The sequence below is a fragment of the Cytobacillus sp. FSL W7-1323 genome (assembly GCF_038595015.1).
GTDB classification, from domain to species: domain Bacteria; phylum Bacillota; class Bacilli; order Bacillales; family Cytobacillaceae; genus Cytobacillus; species Cytobacillus kochii.
Genome location: NZ_CP151998.1, coordinates 4,105,439 through 4,119,431, shown reverse-complemented (window position 1 = coordinate 4,119,431; position 13,993 = coordinate 4,105,439). Strand labels below are relative to the sequence as shown.

Genomic DNA, 13,993 nt, shown 5'->3' with positions numbered 1-13,993 from the left:
AATGGAGAAGTATATTATGGGAATCGATAATGGAGGTACGATCACAAAAGCAGCATTATATACTTTGGGTGGCAAAGAAGTTGGCATAGCATCTAAGAAGACAAAAATGATTATGCCAAAACCCTATCATACAGAGCGTGATATGTATGAGTTATGGGAAGCGAATCTAGCAGTCATTCGAGAGTTAATTAATCATTGTTCAATTGATACAAGTAAAATTGTTGGTCTTGCGATTACTGGACATGGGAATGGTTTATATCTTTCAGATAAAAAAGGAGAGCCAGTATATAACGGGATTATCTCAACAGATAATCGTGCCAAGAAATATATAGAAGAATGGTACGGCGATAGTAATTTTGAAGAAAAGGTGCTACCAAAGACAATGCAATCTGTTTGGGCGGGTCAGCCTGTAGCATTACTGCGATGGTTAAAGGATTACCAACCATCTGTTATAGAAGAAGCAGATTATATATTTACAGTGAAAGATTATGTACGTTTTAAATTAACGGGCGAAGCTTTCTTAGAACTAACAGATGTCTCAGGAACAAATTTGTTAAATGTCCGTGACCGCTGTTATGATCAACAATTATTATCCTTTTTTGGTATCGACGATCTCATTGATAAATTGCCACCACTTAAACAGTCAACAGATTATTGTGGGGCCATTACTAAAGAGATTGCTGAAATGACAGGGTTACAGGAAGGGACGCCTGTAGCAGGTGGGATTTTTGATATTGCAGCTTCGGCAGTTGCCTCTGGTTTGGTAAAAGAAAACCGATTAGCGATTGTTGCAGGTACATGGAGTATAAATGAATATATTACGAAAAAACCAGTTATTGATCGTGAACTATTTATGACATCGATTTACTGCTTGGATGACTATTGGCTAACCACGGAAGCAAGCCCAACCTCAGCAAGTAACCTGGAGTGGTTTATTGATCATTTTATGATAGAGGAAAAACAACAATGTGCACTGACAGGACAATCGATTTATGATATTTGCAATGAGTTGGTGGAAGAAACGACACCAGAGGAGAGTCAGCTTGTATTCTTTCCGTTTTTATTCGGTTCGAATACAGTGCCACATGCGACATCATGCTTTATTGGAATGAATAGTTGGCATGAAAAGAAACATTTTATTCAAGCTGTTTATGAGGGGATTGTTTTTGGACATATCTATCATATTGAAAGATTATTAAAATATATTGAAAAACCTGAAGCCTCTAGAATAGCTGGCGGTGTGACAAAATCTGATGTGTGGTTACAGATATTTGCTGATAGCTTGCAAATACCATTAGAAATTGTTGAAGTAAAAGAACATGGAACGCTGGGAACTGCGATGTGTGCAGCCGTTATGAATGGGGACTACGAATCAATTAAAGAAGCGGCTGAAGCAATGGTGAAAGTGAATCGTATTATTCAACCTCGCCCTGAGAACAAGGCAATCTATGAAAAAAAATATCAACAATATAAACAGACACTAGCGAAAATGGAAGAGGTATGGAAGGTAGGGATATAAGAATGGATTTAGGTTTAAGAGGAAAAACAGCTGTTGTGACCGGCGCCTCTCGTGGCGTAGGCAAAGAGATTGCTAGAACCATCGGTAAAGAGGGGGCGAATGTGGTCCTTACTTACCAAGGGAACAGAGAACAAGCAGAGGCAGTAGTTAAAGAGATACAAGGATATGGACAAAAATCAGTGGCCATTCAACTCGACCTTTCGAATGAGAAAGCAGTAGCAGAGTTAATGGAAAAGGCAAGTGAACGGATAGAGGAATCGATTGATATTTTAGTGAATAATGCTGCAGTATGGCCAACCAATTATATTAAAGATATGTCCTTACAAGAATGGCAGAAGACAATCGGAATTAATCTTGATAGTGTGTTTCTAACTTCACAAGGGTTTATAAAACACTGTTTATTTCATAAGAAAAGTGGTCGTATCCTCAATATTACGTCACAGGCAGCGTTTTATGGCTCAACAACAGGTCATTCACACTATGCAGCTAGTAAGTCTGGGATGATTGCGTTTGCGATTTCACTTGCTAGAGAACATGCAAAGGATGATATTACAGTTAATAACTTGGCACTCGGTATTGTAGAAACCGATATGATTAAAGATTCTTTGCAGCAAAAAGGTGATTATTATGTCAATCGAATTCCAGTTGGGAGAGTAGCAAAACCAGAAGAAATGGCAGATATTGCAGCTTTTTTAGTATCAGAAAAATCTAAGTATATGACCGGGGCGACAGTTGATGCTACTGGTGGAATGTTAATGAGATAAGGAGAGAAGCACAGATGAAATGCTTAGCAATTGCGGATTTATTTATTACGAAGGAAATGATGGAACAAGGATTAAAAACTTTAATAGATAACGGTATCGAGCTGGCGATTCGAGAATGGCGACATGAGAATTTAGAAGCGTTGCAAAAGGATAATCTTGCTATTGAGCAACAAGGTAGTGAAGCAGTATGTTTACCAGAAAACTTATATGACGATATCGATCAGTATGAGGTGATTATTACACAATTTGCACCAATTGGTCAAAAAGTGATCGAGAAAGCCACAAATCTTAAATTGATAGGGGTTTTACGTGGAGGTGTAGAAAATATTCACATTAATGAGGCTAAAGCAAGAGGGGTAGAAGTGATTAATACACCCGGTAGAAATGCAAGAAGTGTAGCTGAATTTACGGTGGGGATGATTCTATCTGAAATTCGAAATATTGCCCGTTCACATGCTGCCTTAAAACAAGGAGATTGGCGCAAAGATTTTAGTAATGCTGATTTCGTACCAGAATTAGAAGATAGAACAATAGGAATCATTGGCTATGGTCATATTGGTCAACTTGTTGGCAAATTTCTAAGTGGGTTTGATACTAGAATTATTTTCTATGATCCCTATTTTCAGGGGGAAACGGCTTTTGAACAAGTAGATTTAGAAACTATATTGTCAGATTCAGATGTTGTGACTCTACATGGGAGATTAACGGAGGAAACGAAGCATCTTATCGGGTATGAACAGTTAGCGATGATGAAAAGTACTGCTGTTCTTATCAATACAGCTAGATCAGGACTAGTATGTGAAGAAGATCTTATTCGAGCATTAAATGAGAAACAAATTGCTGGTGCAGCGATTGATACTTTTGACCATGAACCTTTAGGAGAGGCAAGTCCGTTTTTAGATCTTGATAATGTAACAATTACTGCACATTTAGCTGGGAGCACAATAGACGCTTTTAAAAATACGCCAAAAAAGTTAGCTAAATCGATTGTACAATGGAAAGAAAGTCAGAAAGCATAAGAAAGTTTATATTCGAAAGAGGAAGTCGGGCTTGTTATGTTTAAGGGCAGCCCGACTTTAACTTTTAATATAAAATAGTTGCTTTATTTCACCCGCAAAACTTGCCCAGGATAAATCGTATAATTAGCGTCTAATCCATTCCAGCTTCGAATTTGTGCAATTGTGCTTCCATACCTTTGTGATAAGGCGTAGACAGTATCTCCGCTGACAACTGTATGATAGATAGCTCCTCCTGATGGAACCAGGTTGAAGGCACGTACGAGTCCATTTACATGTCCTTGGGCAATGGCTTGAATAAATGACGCTTGTTTTAATTTGTTGGCATCAGCAACTGTATCAATAAAACCGTTCTCTGTTAAAATAGCAGGCATATTGCTTTCTCTTAAAACGTGAAAATTGGCTTGCTTTCTCCCACGATCGGCGAAGTTAACGACTTTCATTATTTCTTCATGGATGATATTTTGATAGGTTGTTGTTGGTGTGCCGGATCCAGGATAGATATAATCCTCATAGCCAGTACCGCCACCGGCATTAATATGAATGGATAAGAAGTAATTGGCCCCCCAAGCGTTGGCATCGTTTGTTCTTTGGGCAAGAGAAACGGTTTGGTCACCTGTTCGACTCATTCGTACCTCAGCATTACTATATCCTAATAATAAATCTCTTACCTTTGTAGCTATTTGTAGTGTAAGGTTCTTTTCCTGTAAACCATTACCTACTGCTCCAGGGTCAGTACCACCATGACCAGGATCGATATATATTTTTACCATATGAAAATACCTCCTTTTCTAATAGTTTTATGCAAAGGATGCATTTAGTGCTTGTACACTTAAACTACTTTTTAACCATTTGATTGATTCGCACAAGGAAGGTTGGTAGGAAGAGGTAGATTCTAAACAAGGCCATTAAAGAGGTATGGAGATATTTAGCTTATAAAAGCGGGAATGACTATGCTGTCAAAGAGAGAAGAGGAGACTTTCGTCTAATAGGAAGGTTAAGACATGGGAACGTGAAGAAGAGCAGTAGGAGTTACTGCTCTTCTTCACGTTCCACAATTTGATAACCTAATTTTTTTAGTCCATCTTCAATACTTCTGACAAATGTTACTTCTAAATCTTGGAATTGGTCTCTCATTCTTGTTGAGCTAGCAAGTGCTGTTGGAATACCAGAAAGCATTACCTTCACGCCCATAAGTTTAAGAGCCGAGACTAATCGATTAAGAGCATCGGAAAATTCATAATTAGAGATTTGCATTTCAGATAAGTCAATGAGAAAAGAAGAAATTTTATGGCTTAATGTATAATTTAATGTATCTTCAAGAATTTTTCTTTCCCTTTTATCGTTGACGTTGCCTTGTAGTGCCAAGATAGCAATCCCTTTTGATATCGGAATAATGGGTACGCTGAGTAAATCAATATCTTCATAAAGGTCATCGAGTTCAATAATATAGGAGAGGACATCGGCAATGGATTGGACCATTTCCACTTGTTCATTGGTAAAGGTTTTTTCATCTTTATCCATTAAACAGAGCGTGCCGAAGTTTGATCCATCTGGGCGATTTAACGGAACCCCAATAAAGGCTTTCACACCAAGCTCATCGGTGATTTTTCGCTTTTTTGTTTCTTCATCAGCCATTAAATTCATCACGGTTTTCGCAGGTTCATTATTTTCTAATACAAGTTTGCAATTCGATTCTTGATAATCAACAGCAATATCGTCTGGTATGATAAATTCCACTTTATTATAGGAATTAATAACAGTCATTTTATTGCCTACTTTTTTGGCTATATATGCAGAATTGACATCTAAGTTTTTAGTTAACAACTCAAATAATTTAGTAGACGTATCCACTAGAGATTGGTAAACTGTTTTATCCTTTACTTTACTGATCATCGAACATCTCTCCAAAATTGATTGATACTATAATTTTAGCATAAAAATAGAATCACTGATTACAGATGCAAGAACTTAATTCTTTTCGCACTTCATCAATTCTTCTTCAAAGAAAAATGTACCAGGATATTTATTAACGACATAAGAGTATCTTTTCATATTTTTTACATACTGGCTTTTTGATATAATCACTTGCTCTTTCGTCCTTTTTATATTTACCATTTCCCCGATACGAAACATTTCTACGCTCATAATCTCAATCCCTTTCATTAGTGAAGATAATGTGTCCTTACCGTTAATGAAAAAAAGACTCCTAGATGGAGTCTTTTTTTCTATAGTAATTATGCTTTGTTAACGTTAGCTGCTTGAAGACCACGTTGACCTTGTTCGATGTCAAATGTTACTTTTTGACCTTCGTCTAAAGATTTGAAGCCTTCGCTTTGAATTGCGCTGAAATGTACGAATACATCTTCTCCGCCTTCTTGCTCGATAAATCCAAAACCTTTTTCTGCGTTAAACCATTTTACTGTACCTGTTTCCATGTTATCGTCTCCTGTTGTGGGGTTACCACAAATGTATTACTACCCTTGTTCAAACATACGATTTTAAGACAAAAAATTCCTTAGAAGAGATTTCCTCTCTCTCAATTTTACACCGAACAAAAATAATTATATTCATCATACCATTTTTCAATGATATTAGCAAATACAGGAAGGTGTTATTTAATGTAAAAAAAGAAACTCGCTCATTTTACAGAAGCGAGTTTCTTGTTTTTATAACGATTCATTTACTTGTACATGGTATCTGCCCCTAGGTACAACCATAGGTGAGAGGGAGACAGGGTCATTGATGACAGTGCAATCTAGACCAAAGACTTGTTTCACAAGATCAGTTGTGATGACTTGAGAAGGTTCACCTTCTGCGATGAGCTGCCCTTTTTCTAATGCGAAAATGTAATCTGCGTAACGTGCAGATAAGTTAATGTCATGCAAAACCATGACGATAGTTGTCCCGTATTTACGATTGAGATCGGTTAATAAATCTAAAATTTCTACTTGATAGGCAATGTCCAAAAACGTAGTCGGCTCGTCTAAAAATAAAATATCCGTTTGTTGTGTCAGTGCCATGGCGATCCATACTCGTTGTCTCTGACCACCAGATAGTTCGTCAATATTACGATCGGCAAGTTCTGCGATATTCATAATTTCCATTGCTTCAGCTACCGCTTCATAATCCTTCTTAGACCAACCACTGAACATTTTCTGGTGAGGATAACGCCCTCTACCAACGAGATCAGTTACTGTAATTCCCTCTGGAACAATAGGGGACTGTGGTAAAATACCGAGTACCCGAGCGAGTTGCTTCGGTGGAATTTGATCAATTGATTTCCCATCAAGAATAACCTGACCGGACTGTGGTTTGATTAGCCTCGCCATCGTTTTTAACAAAGTCGATTTTCCACAAGCATTTGCCCCGATAATGACATTTATTTTATTGCTTGGAATCTCCACATCCAACCCATGGAGAATCGTTTTCTGATCATAACCGGCTACGACTTCCTTCGTTTCAAATTGGTGTATTGTTTTCATTATAAACTACCCTTTCGATTCATACGGATAAGTAAGTAAATTAGATATGGTGCCCCGAGTAATCCAGTAATAATACCAACAGGATATCTAGTTGTAAAAGCAAACTGACCAATCAAGTCAGCTGCTAAAACAAGATTCACACCAACGAGACCTGCAGGAATGACATTAGAATACCCGACACCAACTAGTCTTTTGGCAATCGGTCCAGCTAAAAAGGCAACGAAAGCAATTGGTCCGGTCGTTGCGGTGGCAATGGCTAGCATGGCAACCGAAGTTAGTACAAGGAGTATTCTTGTTTGATTCGTATTGAGTCCGAGCGATGTCGCGGATTCTTCACCTAATTCAAGAATGCCGAGCTGTCTACCCAAAATGGCAACAATAGGCGCGCATAGGATGACAGTAATCATTAATGGAATCGTTGAATCTAGCTGAGCACCATTCAAGCTGCCGTTTAACCATCGTAAGGCAGTAGGTATATCTTCTTGCGCCCCTCGCATTAATAGAAAAGAAATGGCTGCACTCAACATAGCTTGAATACCAATACCGACTAGTATTAATCGTCCGATGGAAAAAGATTTTCCTTTAGATAAAATAAAAATAAGGAAAACCGTTAATAATCCGGCAATGACAGATGCAATAGATACGACCGTGTTACTTGTATGGAAAATAAGAATACAAATTAGAGCAGCCACACTTGAACCAGCAGTTATACCCAGAATATCGGGGTTAGCAAGCGGGTTCCTTAGCATCGTTTGAAATGTATTCCCTGCTATGCCGAAAGCAATACCAGCAAAAAAACCAGCTAACATTCTCGGGAAACGGATTGTATTGACGGCAAAGGAAGCACCGCCAGCAGCATTCCCTGTTAGTGCACTCCAAATCTCTTGTGGCGGATAATAGGAGTTACCAAACATGAGCATGGCACAGCATAATGCTAAGGCTGTAGCAAAGAGTATGCTATTAATCAGTAACCAGCGCTGTCTTCTTTTTATTCGTCCTTGTTTAATAACGGTTAATAATGGATGTCTCATAGTGAACGCACCTTCATTCTAATCGCTAAAAATATTAATAAAGGCGCTCCAATAAAGGCTGTAACAACTCCAGCTTCTAACTCCCCTGGGCTACCGATGATACGACCAGCGATATCTGCGATTGTTAAAATGACTGCACCTGATATTGCCGACATGGGAATGGTGAATCTAAGATCAGCACCTAGAATGAGTCGCATCAAATGCATCGCTAATAAACCGACAAAGCCAATTGGACCGGCTAGCGCAGTTGCGGCACCACATAAAATGACCCCTGCAAATGCAGCGATTAAACGAATCATACCGGTTCTGACACCTTGTCCGGTAGCCACTTCGTCACCGAGTGCTAATGCATTCAAAGCAGAAGCAGTCATGATCGCAAGCAAAATCCCTGCAACTAAAAAAGGTAAAAAAGTGAGGATTAAGTTCCAGTTAGCAGATCCTACACTACCTACTTGCCAAAATCTAAATTGATCCATGACATATGTACGAGATAGCATAATGGCACTAACGAGGGAAGAGAGAGCGGCACTTGTTGCTGCCCCAGCTAAGACGAGCTTAAGTGGGGTCGCACCTGAACTCCCCATTGAACCAATTCCATATACAAAAATCGCTGTTAGCATAGCTCCAACAATCGCAAACCAAATATATTCAGCTGCACTGCTAATTTGAAAAAAAGCTATCCCACAGACGACAAAAAGCGCTGCCCCTGTATTTACGCCAAGAATACTAGGGTCAGCAATTGGATTTCTTGTTACAGATTGCATGAGTGCACCGGAAACACCAAGAGCAGCACCGCATAATAAACTAAAAATCGTACGAGGGATGCGTTCTTGCACAACACTTGAACTAAATGATTCTATTTCTGGGTGAAATAGACCGGTAAGTAACTCATTCCATGATACAAACCTTGCGCCAAATGCCAAAGAGGCAACAACACATAAGCATAGTAGAATGATAGATGCGACGAGCACAATTATCAAATGCTTTGGTAGATGCCTTTTTGGGACTTGCTTTTCAATTAAATTATTCATCAACTTTCTCAACCGCATCTGCGATTAATTCTAAGTATTCATCGATTGTATATTCGATAGAAAGCGGGTTAGGGTTCCCGGAAGCTGCAAGTGGTGTGTTGTTACCAATAAAGACAACCGATCCTCTTTCTATAGCTTTAATTTTGCCAAGACGAGCGTCTGCTTTTACTGCGTCATATGTGCTTTCATCATTATAACCGATGATAATATCAGCATCATTAAGTACATCAGCATTTTCAGCACTTAAAGATAAAGAGAATGCATTTTCATCTTGGATTAGATTGGTAATACTCTCAGGTGTTTCTAATCCCATTTCCTTTAGGAATGCCACACGTGGATCAGCAGGTGTATAGAGGTGGAACTGAGACAAATCGTTTGCTGAGAAGTTAGCCCAAACTACTTTTTTCCCCTTTAATTCAGGATACTCTGCAACTTTTTCCGCAACTAAATCCTCTGTATCTTTAATGAGTTGTTCTCCTTCTTTCTCCATACCCATCCCTTTGGCATTAAGAAGCACTTGTTCACGCCATGTTGTTGTCCAAGGAGTAGTTGGATATGCGACAACTGGTGCAATTTGTGTTAATAAATCGTAATCTTCTTGTGTAATTCCAGAGTAACCAGCAAGGATAACATCAGGGTTGGAGTCTGCAATCGCTTCAAAATCAAGACCATCTGTATCTTGATAAATATTAGGATTTTTAATATCAAGTTCTTCAAGTTTCTTCGTAGTCCATGGAAGTAAGCCACTACCATCTTCTACACCATAGTTTGCTGCAGAAAAACCGACAGGCTCAACGCCAAGGGCTAGTACAACATCATGGTTCGCCCATTGAATTGTTGCTACTCTTTCAGGTTTTTCTTCTATCACTGTTTCACCAAAAGCATGTTCAATCGTAATTGGATATTCTGTTTCGGATGATTGATCTGTAGTTGTTTCCGCCTCTTTATCTTTTTCATCTTCAGAAGCGGTTGATTCATTATTTGAGCAACCAATTAAGGCAAACATGGCGGTAGATACAAGTAATAGTAGTAATAAGAACGACTTCTTTGCTTTCATTTTTTTCCCCTTCTCTTCTATTAAACTGTGACAATCGTATGTAGTAATTTAATAACGATAATCATTCTCATTCAGTGTATAATTACCTAGAGTAGAAGTCAATGATTTTCGGAAATTTATAATAACTTTATAAGTGAATGATTAAGGCAATCAAGCTATTTTTGAAAGGATCCTGTCATGTGGAAAATTTACAAAAGAAGAAATCATTGTTTAAAGGAAAATCCATGAATGGGGGATGGGGGGGAGCATAGAAACGAGAATCACCTGACATAATCAAGGAATGGTACACTTTCATGAGATAACTGCCAAGATGTATAGGCAAAAGGAAAATGCGCACAAAAGATGAAACCCGCCAAGATGTGTTGGCAAAAAGGAAAATGAGCACACAAGAGACGAGAAAACAGTCAATATGTGTTGGTAACCCCCATAAAACCCCACATCATATATTTCATTTTGTATTTACTGAAATAATCAAATATGTACATCGCTAGCTTGACACTGACAGTTGAATGTAATTAAAGAGCGCCGCAAAGGAGCAGTCACTGCCTTCTAGGAGAATAATTTTAATAGCCACCAGAATGCCATGTTCGCCTCCCCTGACCGTGTGAAAACAATCACTCTAGATAACTACCAATATCAACTTAAATGAATGTATAATAATACCAAATAAATAAAAGGAGCTTATTCTAATTTATGAAGTTCACTCAAGCAGTTTTACCTCTTCTAGTTATCGTAACGATATTGTACTTGATGGTTAATCTTCTACTGTTCATTTTGTTTTCGCTGGCTGATGTTAATATGAATCTTCATACGGTGCTATATGCCATTTTACCAAGTGTATTGTATTTTTTATGTGTGTGGTTTGCGATAAAACGCTTACGTCCAAATAGGAGGGAGAAGCCCAAGCAACTTTGGTTGTTTTCTTTAGCATTGGTAATGCCAATCGCATTGATTAGCCTACTAGTTTTTAATAGCGTTCATGCCAAATTTAATGAAATGGATTGGAGAAATAATCCACACAAACGAGTGGGAATGATAGACGATTTGTTAAATACGTATGATTTAAAAAATAGACATTATAACGAAGTAATTGAAAAACTAGGAACACCAACAGAAAACACGTATTTTAAGAGTGACAATAACATCGTTTATTATTTGGGTAATGAAAGGAGTATCATTAGTATTGATAGTGAATGGCTAATCATTACATTTAAAGAGAATCGAGTAGCTAATTATGAATTGAAAACAGATTAATAAGAAAAGCGCAAGGCGCCTGCCTATCGGCGACAAGCATAAGACGAGCCGGCGGAAAGGTTGTTCTTTAACCTTTTTGACGGATTGGCTTATGACCTCGAGCCGATGGCGCCTGGAGCTAGACATGAAAACTCATTGAAAAATTTTATACTTTCTTATCTAATAAAAAAGGGATGCAAGTAATGAATTGCACCCCTTTTTATCATCATGCTTTTACTAGCGTTTGATCAACTACTTTACCCTCAAAGGCGGCTTCATAAATTGTATATATATCCTCTTTACACAATTCCATTGGACTTCGCGCGAGTAAACGAGTTTGTTTTGTCGCATCTTCTGTTAACGAATCAAGTGCATCATGGCCAATGTTAAAGCCTTTTAAAGAAGACGGGATGCCAACATCTTCGACTAAGCGTTTTAATTCTTCTACACAACGGTGGGAAGCTTCTTCTTGTGAAAGATGGGTAGAGCTAAAGCCCATTGTATCGAGAATATCCTTCATCCTTTTTTCACATGCAGAACGAATATAGCCCATCACATATGGCAGAAGAACAGCGTTTGAATCACCATGGGCAATATGGAATTGCCCGCCTAATGGATAAGCAAGTGCATGAACCCCAGCTACACCTGCGTTAAAGAAAGCAATACCAGCTAAATAACTACCATAGCTCAAGTCAATGCGTGCTTGTTTATTGTCGCCATGATGAACAGCTGTGCGGATGGATTGACTGATTAGGCGAATGGCCTGTAGTGCTAAAGCGTCCGTGACTGGGCTAGCATTTTTAGACACATATGCTTCAATCGCATGTGTAAGGGCATCGATCCCAGTAGCAGCTGTTACCTTTGCAGGAAGAGACATTGTGAGTGCTGGGTCAACAATAGCTACATCTGCAAGTAAATAATCATGCGTGACGACATCTTTTGTTGTTTCCAATGAAAGGACGGAGATATTTGTTACTTCTGATCCTGTTCCAGATGTAGTTGGAATTAAGATACTCGGTAATCCTTTTTTTGTAATCGATTTTGTGCCGGTTAGATTTAAATAATCAGCTACATCACCTTCATGAACAGCGATAACGCCAGCTAATTTTGTTAAGTCAAGTGCACTTCCGCCACCGATGCCGATGACCATATCAAAAGCGTGTTCGCGCGTATAGGAGACCAGTTTTTCCCCAACGGCAAGTGGTGGTTCAGGAACAACATCAGTGTAAACATCAGTGATATATCCTGCCTCATTAAGTGGATGCGTCACTTTATCCGTTAAGCCAATTTCTTTTAAAAAAGGGTCAGTAATCACAAGGATTTTTTTGACGTTAAACTTTTCTACTTCTTCAACGAGGTGGGAAAGAGCATCCCAGCCTGTGTAGCTTATAGGTGTAAAGGTGATTTTCTCAGACATGATGGTCACTCCTCTAATTAATTTTGGTTCCAAACAATTAATTTAGTTTCAGTCATTTCGTGAATCGCGTATTTCAAACCTTCTTTGCCCGTACCGCTTTCTTTCACTCCGCCGTATGGCATTTGGTCTACACGATAGGTCGGAATATCATTAATCATCACGCCGCCCACTTCAAGTGCTTTAGAAGCATGGAAGGCAGTTTGAATATCATTAGTGAAAATACCAGCCTGCAAACCATAGTCAGAATCATTGATTGCAATAATACCATCTTCAATTGAAGAGATACGGTTAACAATAACAATAGGGGCAAACACTTCTTGGCAAGAAACCTTTGCAGTCGCATCGACATTCGTTAAGATGGTTGGTAAAAATACGCCATTTTCAATTTTTCCGCCTGTAATAATCTCTGCTCCTAAGGAGACTGCTTCATCAACCCAACTCAATGCTCGCTCCTGTTCAGCTGGATGAATCATCGCTGATAGGTCAGTTGTTGCATGCATTGGATCTCCGATTGTTAACGCCTGAGTAGCTTCGGCAAACTTTTCAACGAACGCAGGAAAAATCTCTTCTAGTACGTAAGTGCGTTGCAGAGAAATACAGACTTGCCCTTGGTTAGAAAAGGCACCTGTTACACATTTAGCTACGATTTCTTCTAAGTCTACGTTTCTATCAATAATCAGTCCTGCATTAGAGCCGAGTTCTAAAGCAACTTTCTTTAGTCCTGCTTTATTGCGAATACCAATACCAACGGCTGGGCTACCAGTGAAAGTAATCATTTTCACAAGCGGATTCTCGACAAGGGCATCTCCGACAATACGACCACTGCCAGTAACTACGTTAAATGCACCCTTAGGTAAAGAAGTTTGGTCAAGGAGTTCAGCAAGAAATAGAGCAGATAATGGTGTTTGCGATGCTGGTTTTAATACAATCGGGTTTCCAGAGGCAATCGCTGGTCCCACTTTATGTGCTACCAAATTTTGTGGAAAATTAAATGGTGTAATGGCACCAATTACGCCAATCGGTTCCTCGATTGTATAACCGAATCGATTAGCCCCGTTTTTGGCTGCGTCCATCGGGATCATTTCTCCTGTTAAGCGTTTTGCTTCCTCAGCCGCGAATTTATATGTCTCAATCGTACGGTCAATTTCACCTAGTGAGAATTTCAATGGTTTCGCTGATTCTAAAGAAATGATTTCAGCAGCTTTTTGTCGATTTTCCTTAAATAATAGAACAAGCTCTTCTAATATTTCTGCACGCTCGTAGGCAGTCAAACGAGCCATCGCTGTTCTTTTTTGATGCGCAATCTCAATGGTTTCTTCCACTTCCTCCTTTGAAGCTTGTGGAATTTGCGCAATCACTTTATTTGTATAGGGGGAGAGGAGTTCAGCATAGTTTGCTGAGTCTCTCCATTTACCATTGATATATAATTGTTTCTTCATA

14 protein-coding genes are annotated in these 13,993 nt (G+C 38.8%); 4 read left to right on the top strand and 10 right to left on the bottom strand.

All coding sequences use genetic code 11. From position 1 onward, the window contains the following. The first annotated feature begins 1 nt into the window (after position 1). From MKX67_RS20930 to MKX67_RS20920, 3 genes are read left to right on the top strand one after another with little or no spacing between them, the layout of a single operon-like run. On the top strand, positions 2–1,519 hold the full coding sequence (locus tag MKX67_RS20930; RefSeq protein ID WP_342488717.1) for an FGGY-family carbohydrate kinase: 1,518 nt from the start codon (positions 2–4) through the stop codon (positions 1,517–1,519). A gap of 2 nt (positions 1,520–1,521) precedes the next feature. Next, entirely contained in the window at positions 1,522–2,283 is a 762-nt protein-coding gene (locus MKX67_RS20925) for an SDR family oxidoreductase (protein WP_095371722.1), read from the top strand. Between the two features lie 14 nt (positions 2,284–2,297). Further along, positions 2,298–3,302 carry a 2-hydroxyacid dehydrogenase gene (locus tag MKX67_RS20920; RefSeq protein WP_307316051.1) on the top strand — a complete coding sequence of 335 codons (1,005 nt, stop codon included), beginning with the start codon at positions 2,298–2,300 and terminating at the stop codon, positions 3,300–3,302. A gap of 83 nt (positions 3,303–3,385) precedes the next feature. On the opposite strand, the gene MKX67_RS20915 is transcribed toward MKX67_RS20920, so the two are convergent. The 8 genes from MKX67_RS20915 to MKX67_RS20880 form a co-directional block, all read right to left on the bottom strand. Beyond that, on the bottom strand, positions 3,386–4,072 hold the full coding sequence (locus tag MKX67_RS20915; protein ID WP_095371724.1) for an N-acetylmuramoyl-L-alanine amidase: 687 nt from the start codon (positions 4,070–4,072) through the stop codon (positions 3,386–3,388). Between the two features lie 259 nt (positions 4,073–4,331). Further along, a complete protein-coding gene (locus MKX67_RS20910; protein WP_095371725.1) occupies positions 4,332–5,195 on the bottom strand; it encodes a GAF domain-containing protein in 864 nt (287 codons plus the stop codon). Positions 5,196–5,270: 75 nt separating this feature from the next. Then, a complete protein-coding gene (locus tag MKX67_RS20905; RefSeq protein ID WP_180316921.1) occupies positions 5,271–5,447 on the bottom strand; it encodes a hypothetical protein in 177 nt (58 codons plus the stop codon). An 89-nt stretch (positions 5,448–5,536) separates the two neighbouring features. Next, positions 5,537–5,737 carry a cold-shock protein gene (locus MKX67_RS20900; RefSeq protein ID WP_095371726.1) on the bottom strand — a complete coding sequence of 67 codons (201 nt, stop codon included), beginning with the start codon at positions 5,735–5,737 and terminating at the stop codon, positions 5,537–5,539. 231 nt (positions 5,738–5,968) lie between these two features. Next, positions 5,969–6,784 (bottom strand): ABC transporter ATP-binding protein, encoded by an 816-nt coding sequence (locus tag MKX67_RS20895; protein WP_095371727.1) that lies wholly within the window; start codon positions 6,782–6,784, stop codon positions 5,969–5,971. Further along, entirely contained in the window at positions 6,784–7,815 is a 1,032-nt protein-coding gene (locus MKX67_RS20890; protein ID WP_251162210.1) for an iron chelate uptake ABC transporter family permease subunit, read from the bottom strand. Before MKX67_RS20890 ends, MKX67_RS20895 begins: the two co-directional genes overlap by 1 nt. Next, entirely contained in the window at positions 7,812–8,846 is a 1,035-nt protein-coding gene (locus MKX67_RS20885; protein ID WP_307316040.1) for an iron ABC transporter permease, read from the bottom strand. Before MKX67_RS20885 ends, MKX67_RS20890 begins: the two co-directional genes overlap by 4 nt. Beyond that, positions 8,839–9,903: an ABC transporter substrate-binding protein gene (locus MKX67_RS20880; RefSeq protein WP_342488716.1), complete on the bottom strand. Its 1,065-nt coding sequence runs from the start codon at positions 9,901–9,903 to the stop codon at positions 8,839–8,841. Before MKX67_RS20880 ends, MKX67_RS20885 begins: the two co-directional genes overlap by 8 nt. A gap of 693 nt (positions 9,904–10,596) precedes the next feature. Here MKX67_RS20880 and MKX67_RS20875 point away from each other — a divergent pair. Continuing rightward, a complete protein-coding gene (locus MKX67_RS20875; RefSeq protein ID WP_342488715.1) occupies positions 10,597–11,157 on the top strand; it encodes a hypothetical protein in 561 nt (186 codons plus the stop codon). Positions 11,158–11,362: 205 nt separating this feature from the next. On the opposite strand, the gene MKX67_RS20870 is transcribed toward MKX67_RS20875, so the two are convergent. Continuing rightward, positions 11,363–12,553 carry an iron-containing alcohol dehydrogenase gene (locus MKX67_RS20870; RefSeq protein WP_251162207.1) on the bottom strand — a complete coding sequence of 397 codons (1,191 nt, stop codon included), beginning with the start codon at positions 12,551–12,553 and terminating at the stop codon, positions 11,363–11,365. A 17-nt stretch (positions 12,554–12,570) separates the two neighbouring features. Next, entirely contained in the window at positions 12,571–13,992 is a 1,422-nt protein-coding gene (locus MKX67_RS20865; protein ID WP_342488714.1) for an aldehyde dehydrogenase family protein, read from the bottom strand. Position 13,993: the final 1 nt, after the last annotated feature.

Bases quoted from the DNA above. Each gene is read 5' to 3' on its own strand.
- MKX67_RS20895 (WP_095371727.1), bottom strand. From the start codon at position 6,784: ATGAAAACAATACACCAATTTGAAACGAAGGAAGTCGTAGCCGGTTAT.
- MKX67_RS20865 (WP_342488714.1), bottom strand. From the start codon at position 13,992: ATGAAGAAACAATTATATATCAATGGTAAATGGAGAGACTCAGCAAAC.
- MKX67_RS20880 (WP_342488716.1), bottom strand. From the start codon at position 9,903: ATGAAAGCAAAGAAGTCGTTCTTATTACTACTATTACTTGTATCTACC.
- MKX67_RS20915 (WP_095371724.1), bottom strand. From the start codon at position 4,072: ATGGTAAAAATATATATCGATCCTGGTCATGGTGGTACTGACCCTGGA.
- MKX67_RS20910 (WP_095371725.1), bottom strand. From the start codon at position 5,195: ATGATCAGTAAAGTAAAGGATAAAACAGTTTACCAATCTCTAGTGGAT.
- MKX67_RS20870 (WP_251162207.1), bottom strand. From the start codon at position 12,553: ATGTCTGAGAAAATCACCTTTACACCTATAAGCTACACAGGCTGGGAT.
- MKX67_RS20875 (WP_342488715.1), top strand. From the start codon at position 10,597: ATGAAGTTCACTCAAGCAGTTTTACCTCTTCTAGTTATCGTAACGATA.
- MKX67_RS20925 (WP_095371722.1), top strand. From the start codon at position 1,522: ATGGATTTAGGTTTAAGAGGAAAAACAGCTGTTGTGACCGGCGCCTCT.
- MKX67_RS20885 (WP_307316040.1), bottom strand. From the start codon at position 8,846: ATGAATAATTTAATTGAAAAGCAAGTCCCAAAAAGGCATCTACCAAAG.
- MKX67_RS20890 (WP_251162210.1), bottom strand. From the start codon at position 7,815: ATGAGACATCCATTATTAACCGTTATTAAACAAGGACGAATAAAAAGA.
- MKX67_RS20900 (WP_095371726.1), bottom strand. From the start codon at position 5,737: ATGGAAACAGGTACAGTAAAATGGTTTAACGCAGAAAAAGGTTTTGGA.
- MKX67_RS20930 (WP_342488717.1), top strand. From the start codon at position 2: ATGGAGAAGTATATTATGGGAATCGATAATGGAGGTACGATCACAAAA.
- MKX67_RS20920 (WP_307316051.1), top strand. From the start codon at position 2,298: ATGAAATGCTTAGCAATTGCGGATTTATTTATTACGAAGGAAATGATG.
- MKX67_RS20905 (WP_180316921.1), bottom strand. From the start codon at position 5,447: ATGAGCGTAGAAATGTTTCGTATCGGGGAAATGGTAAATATAAAAAGG.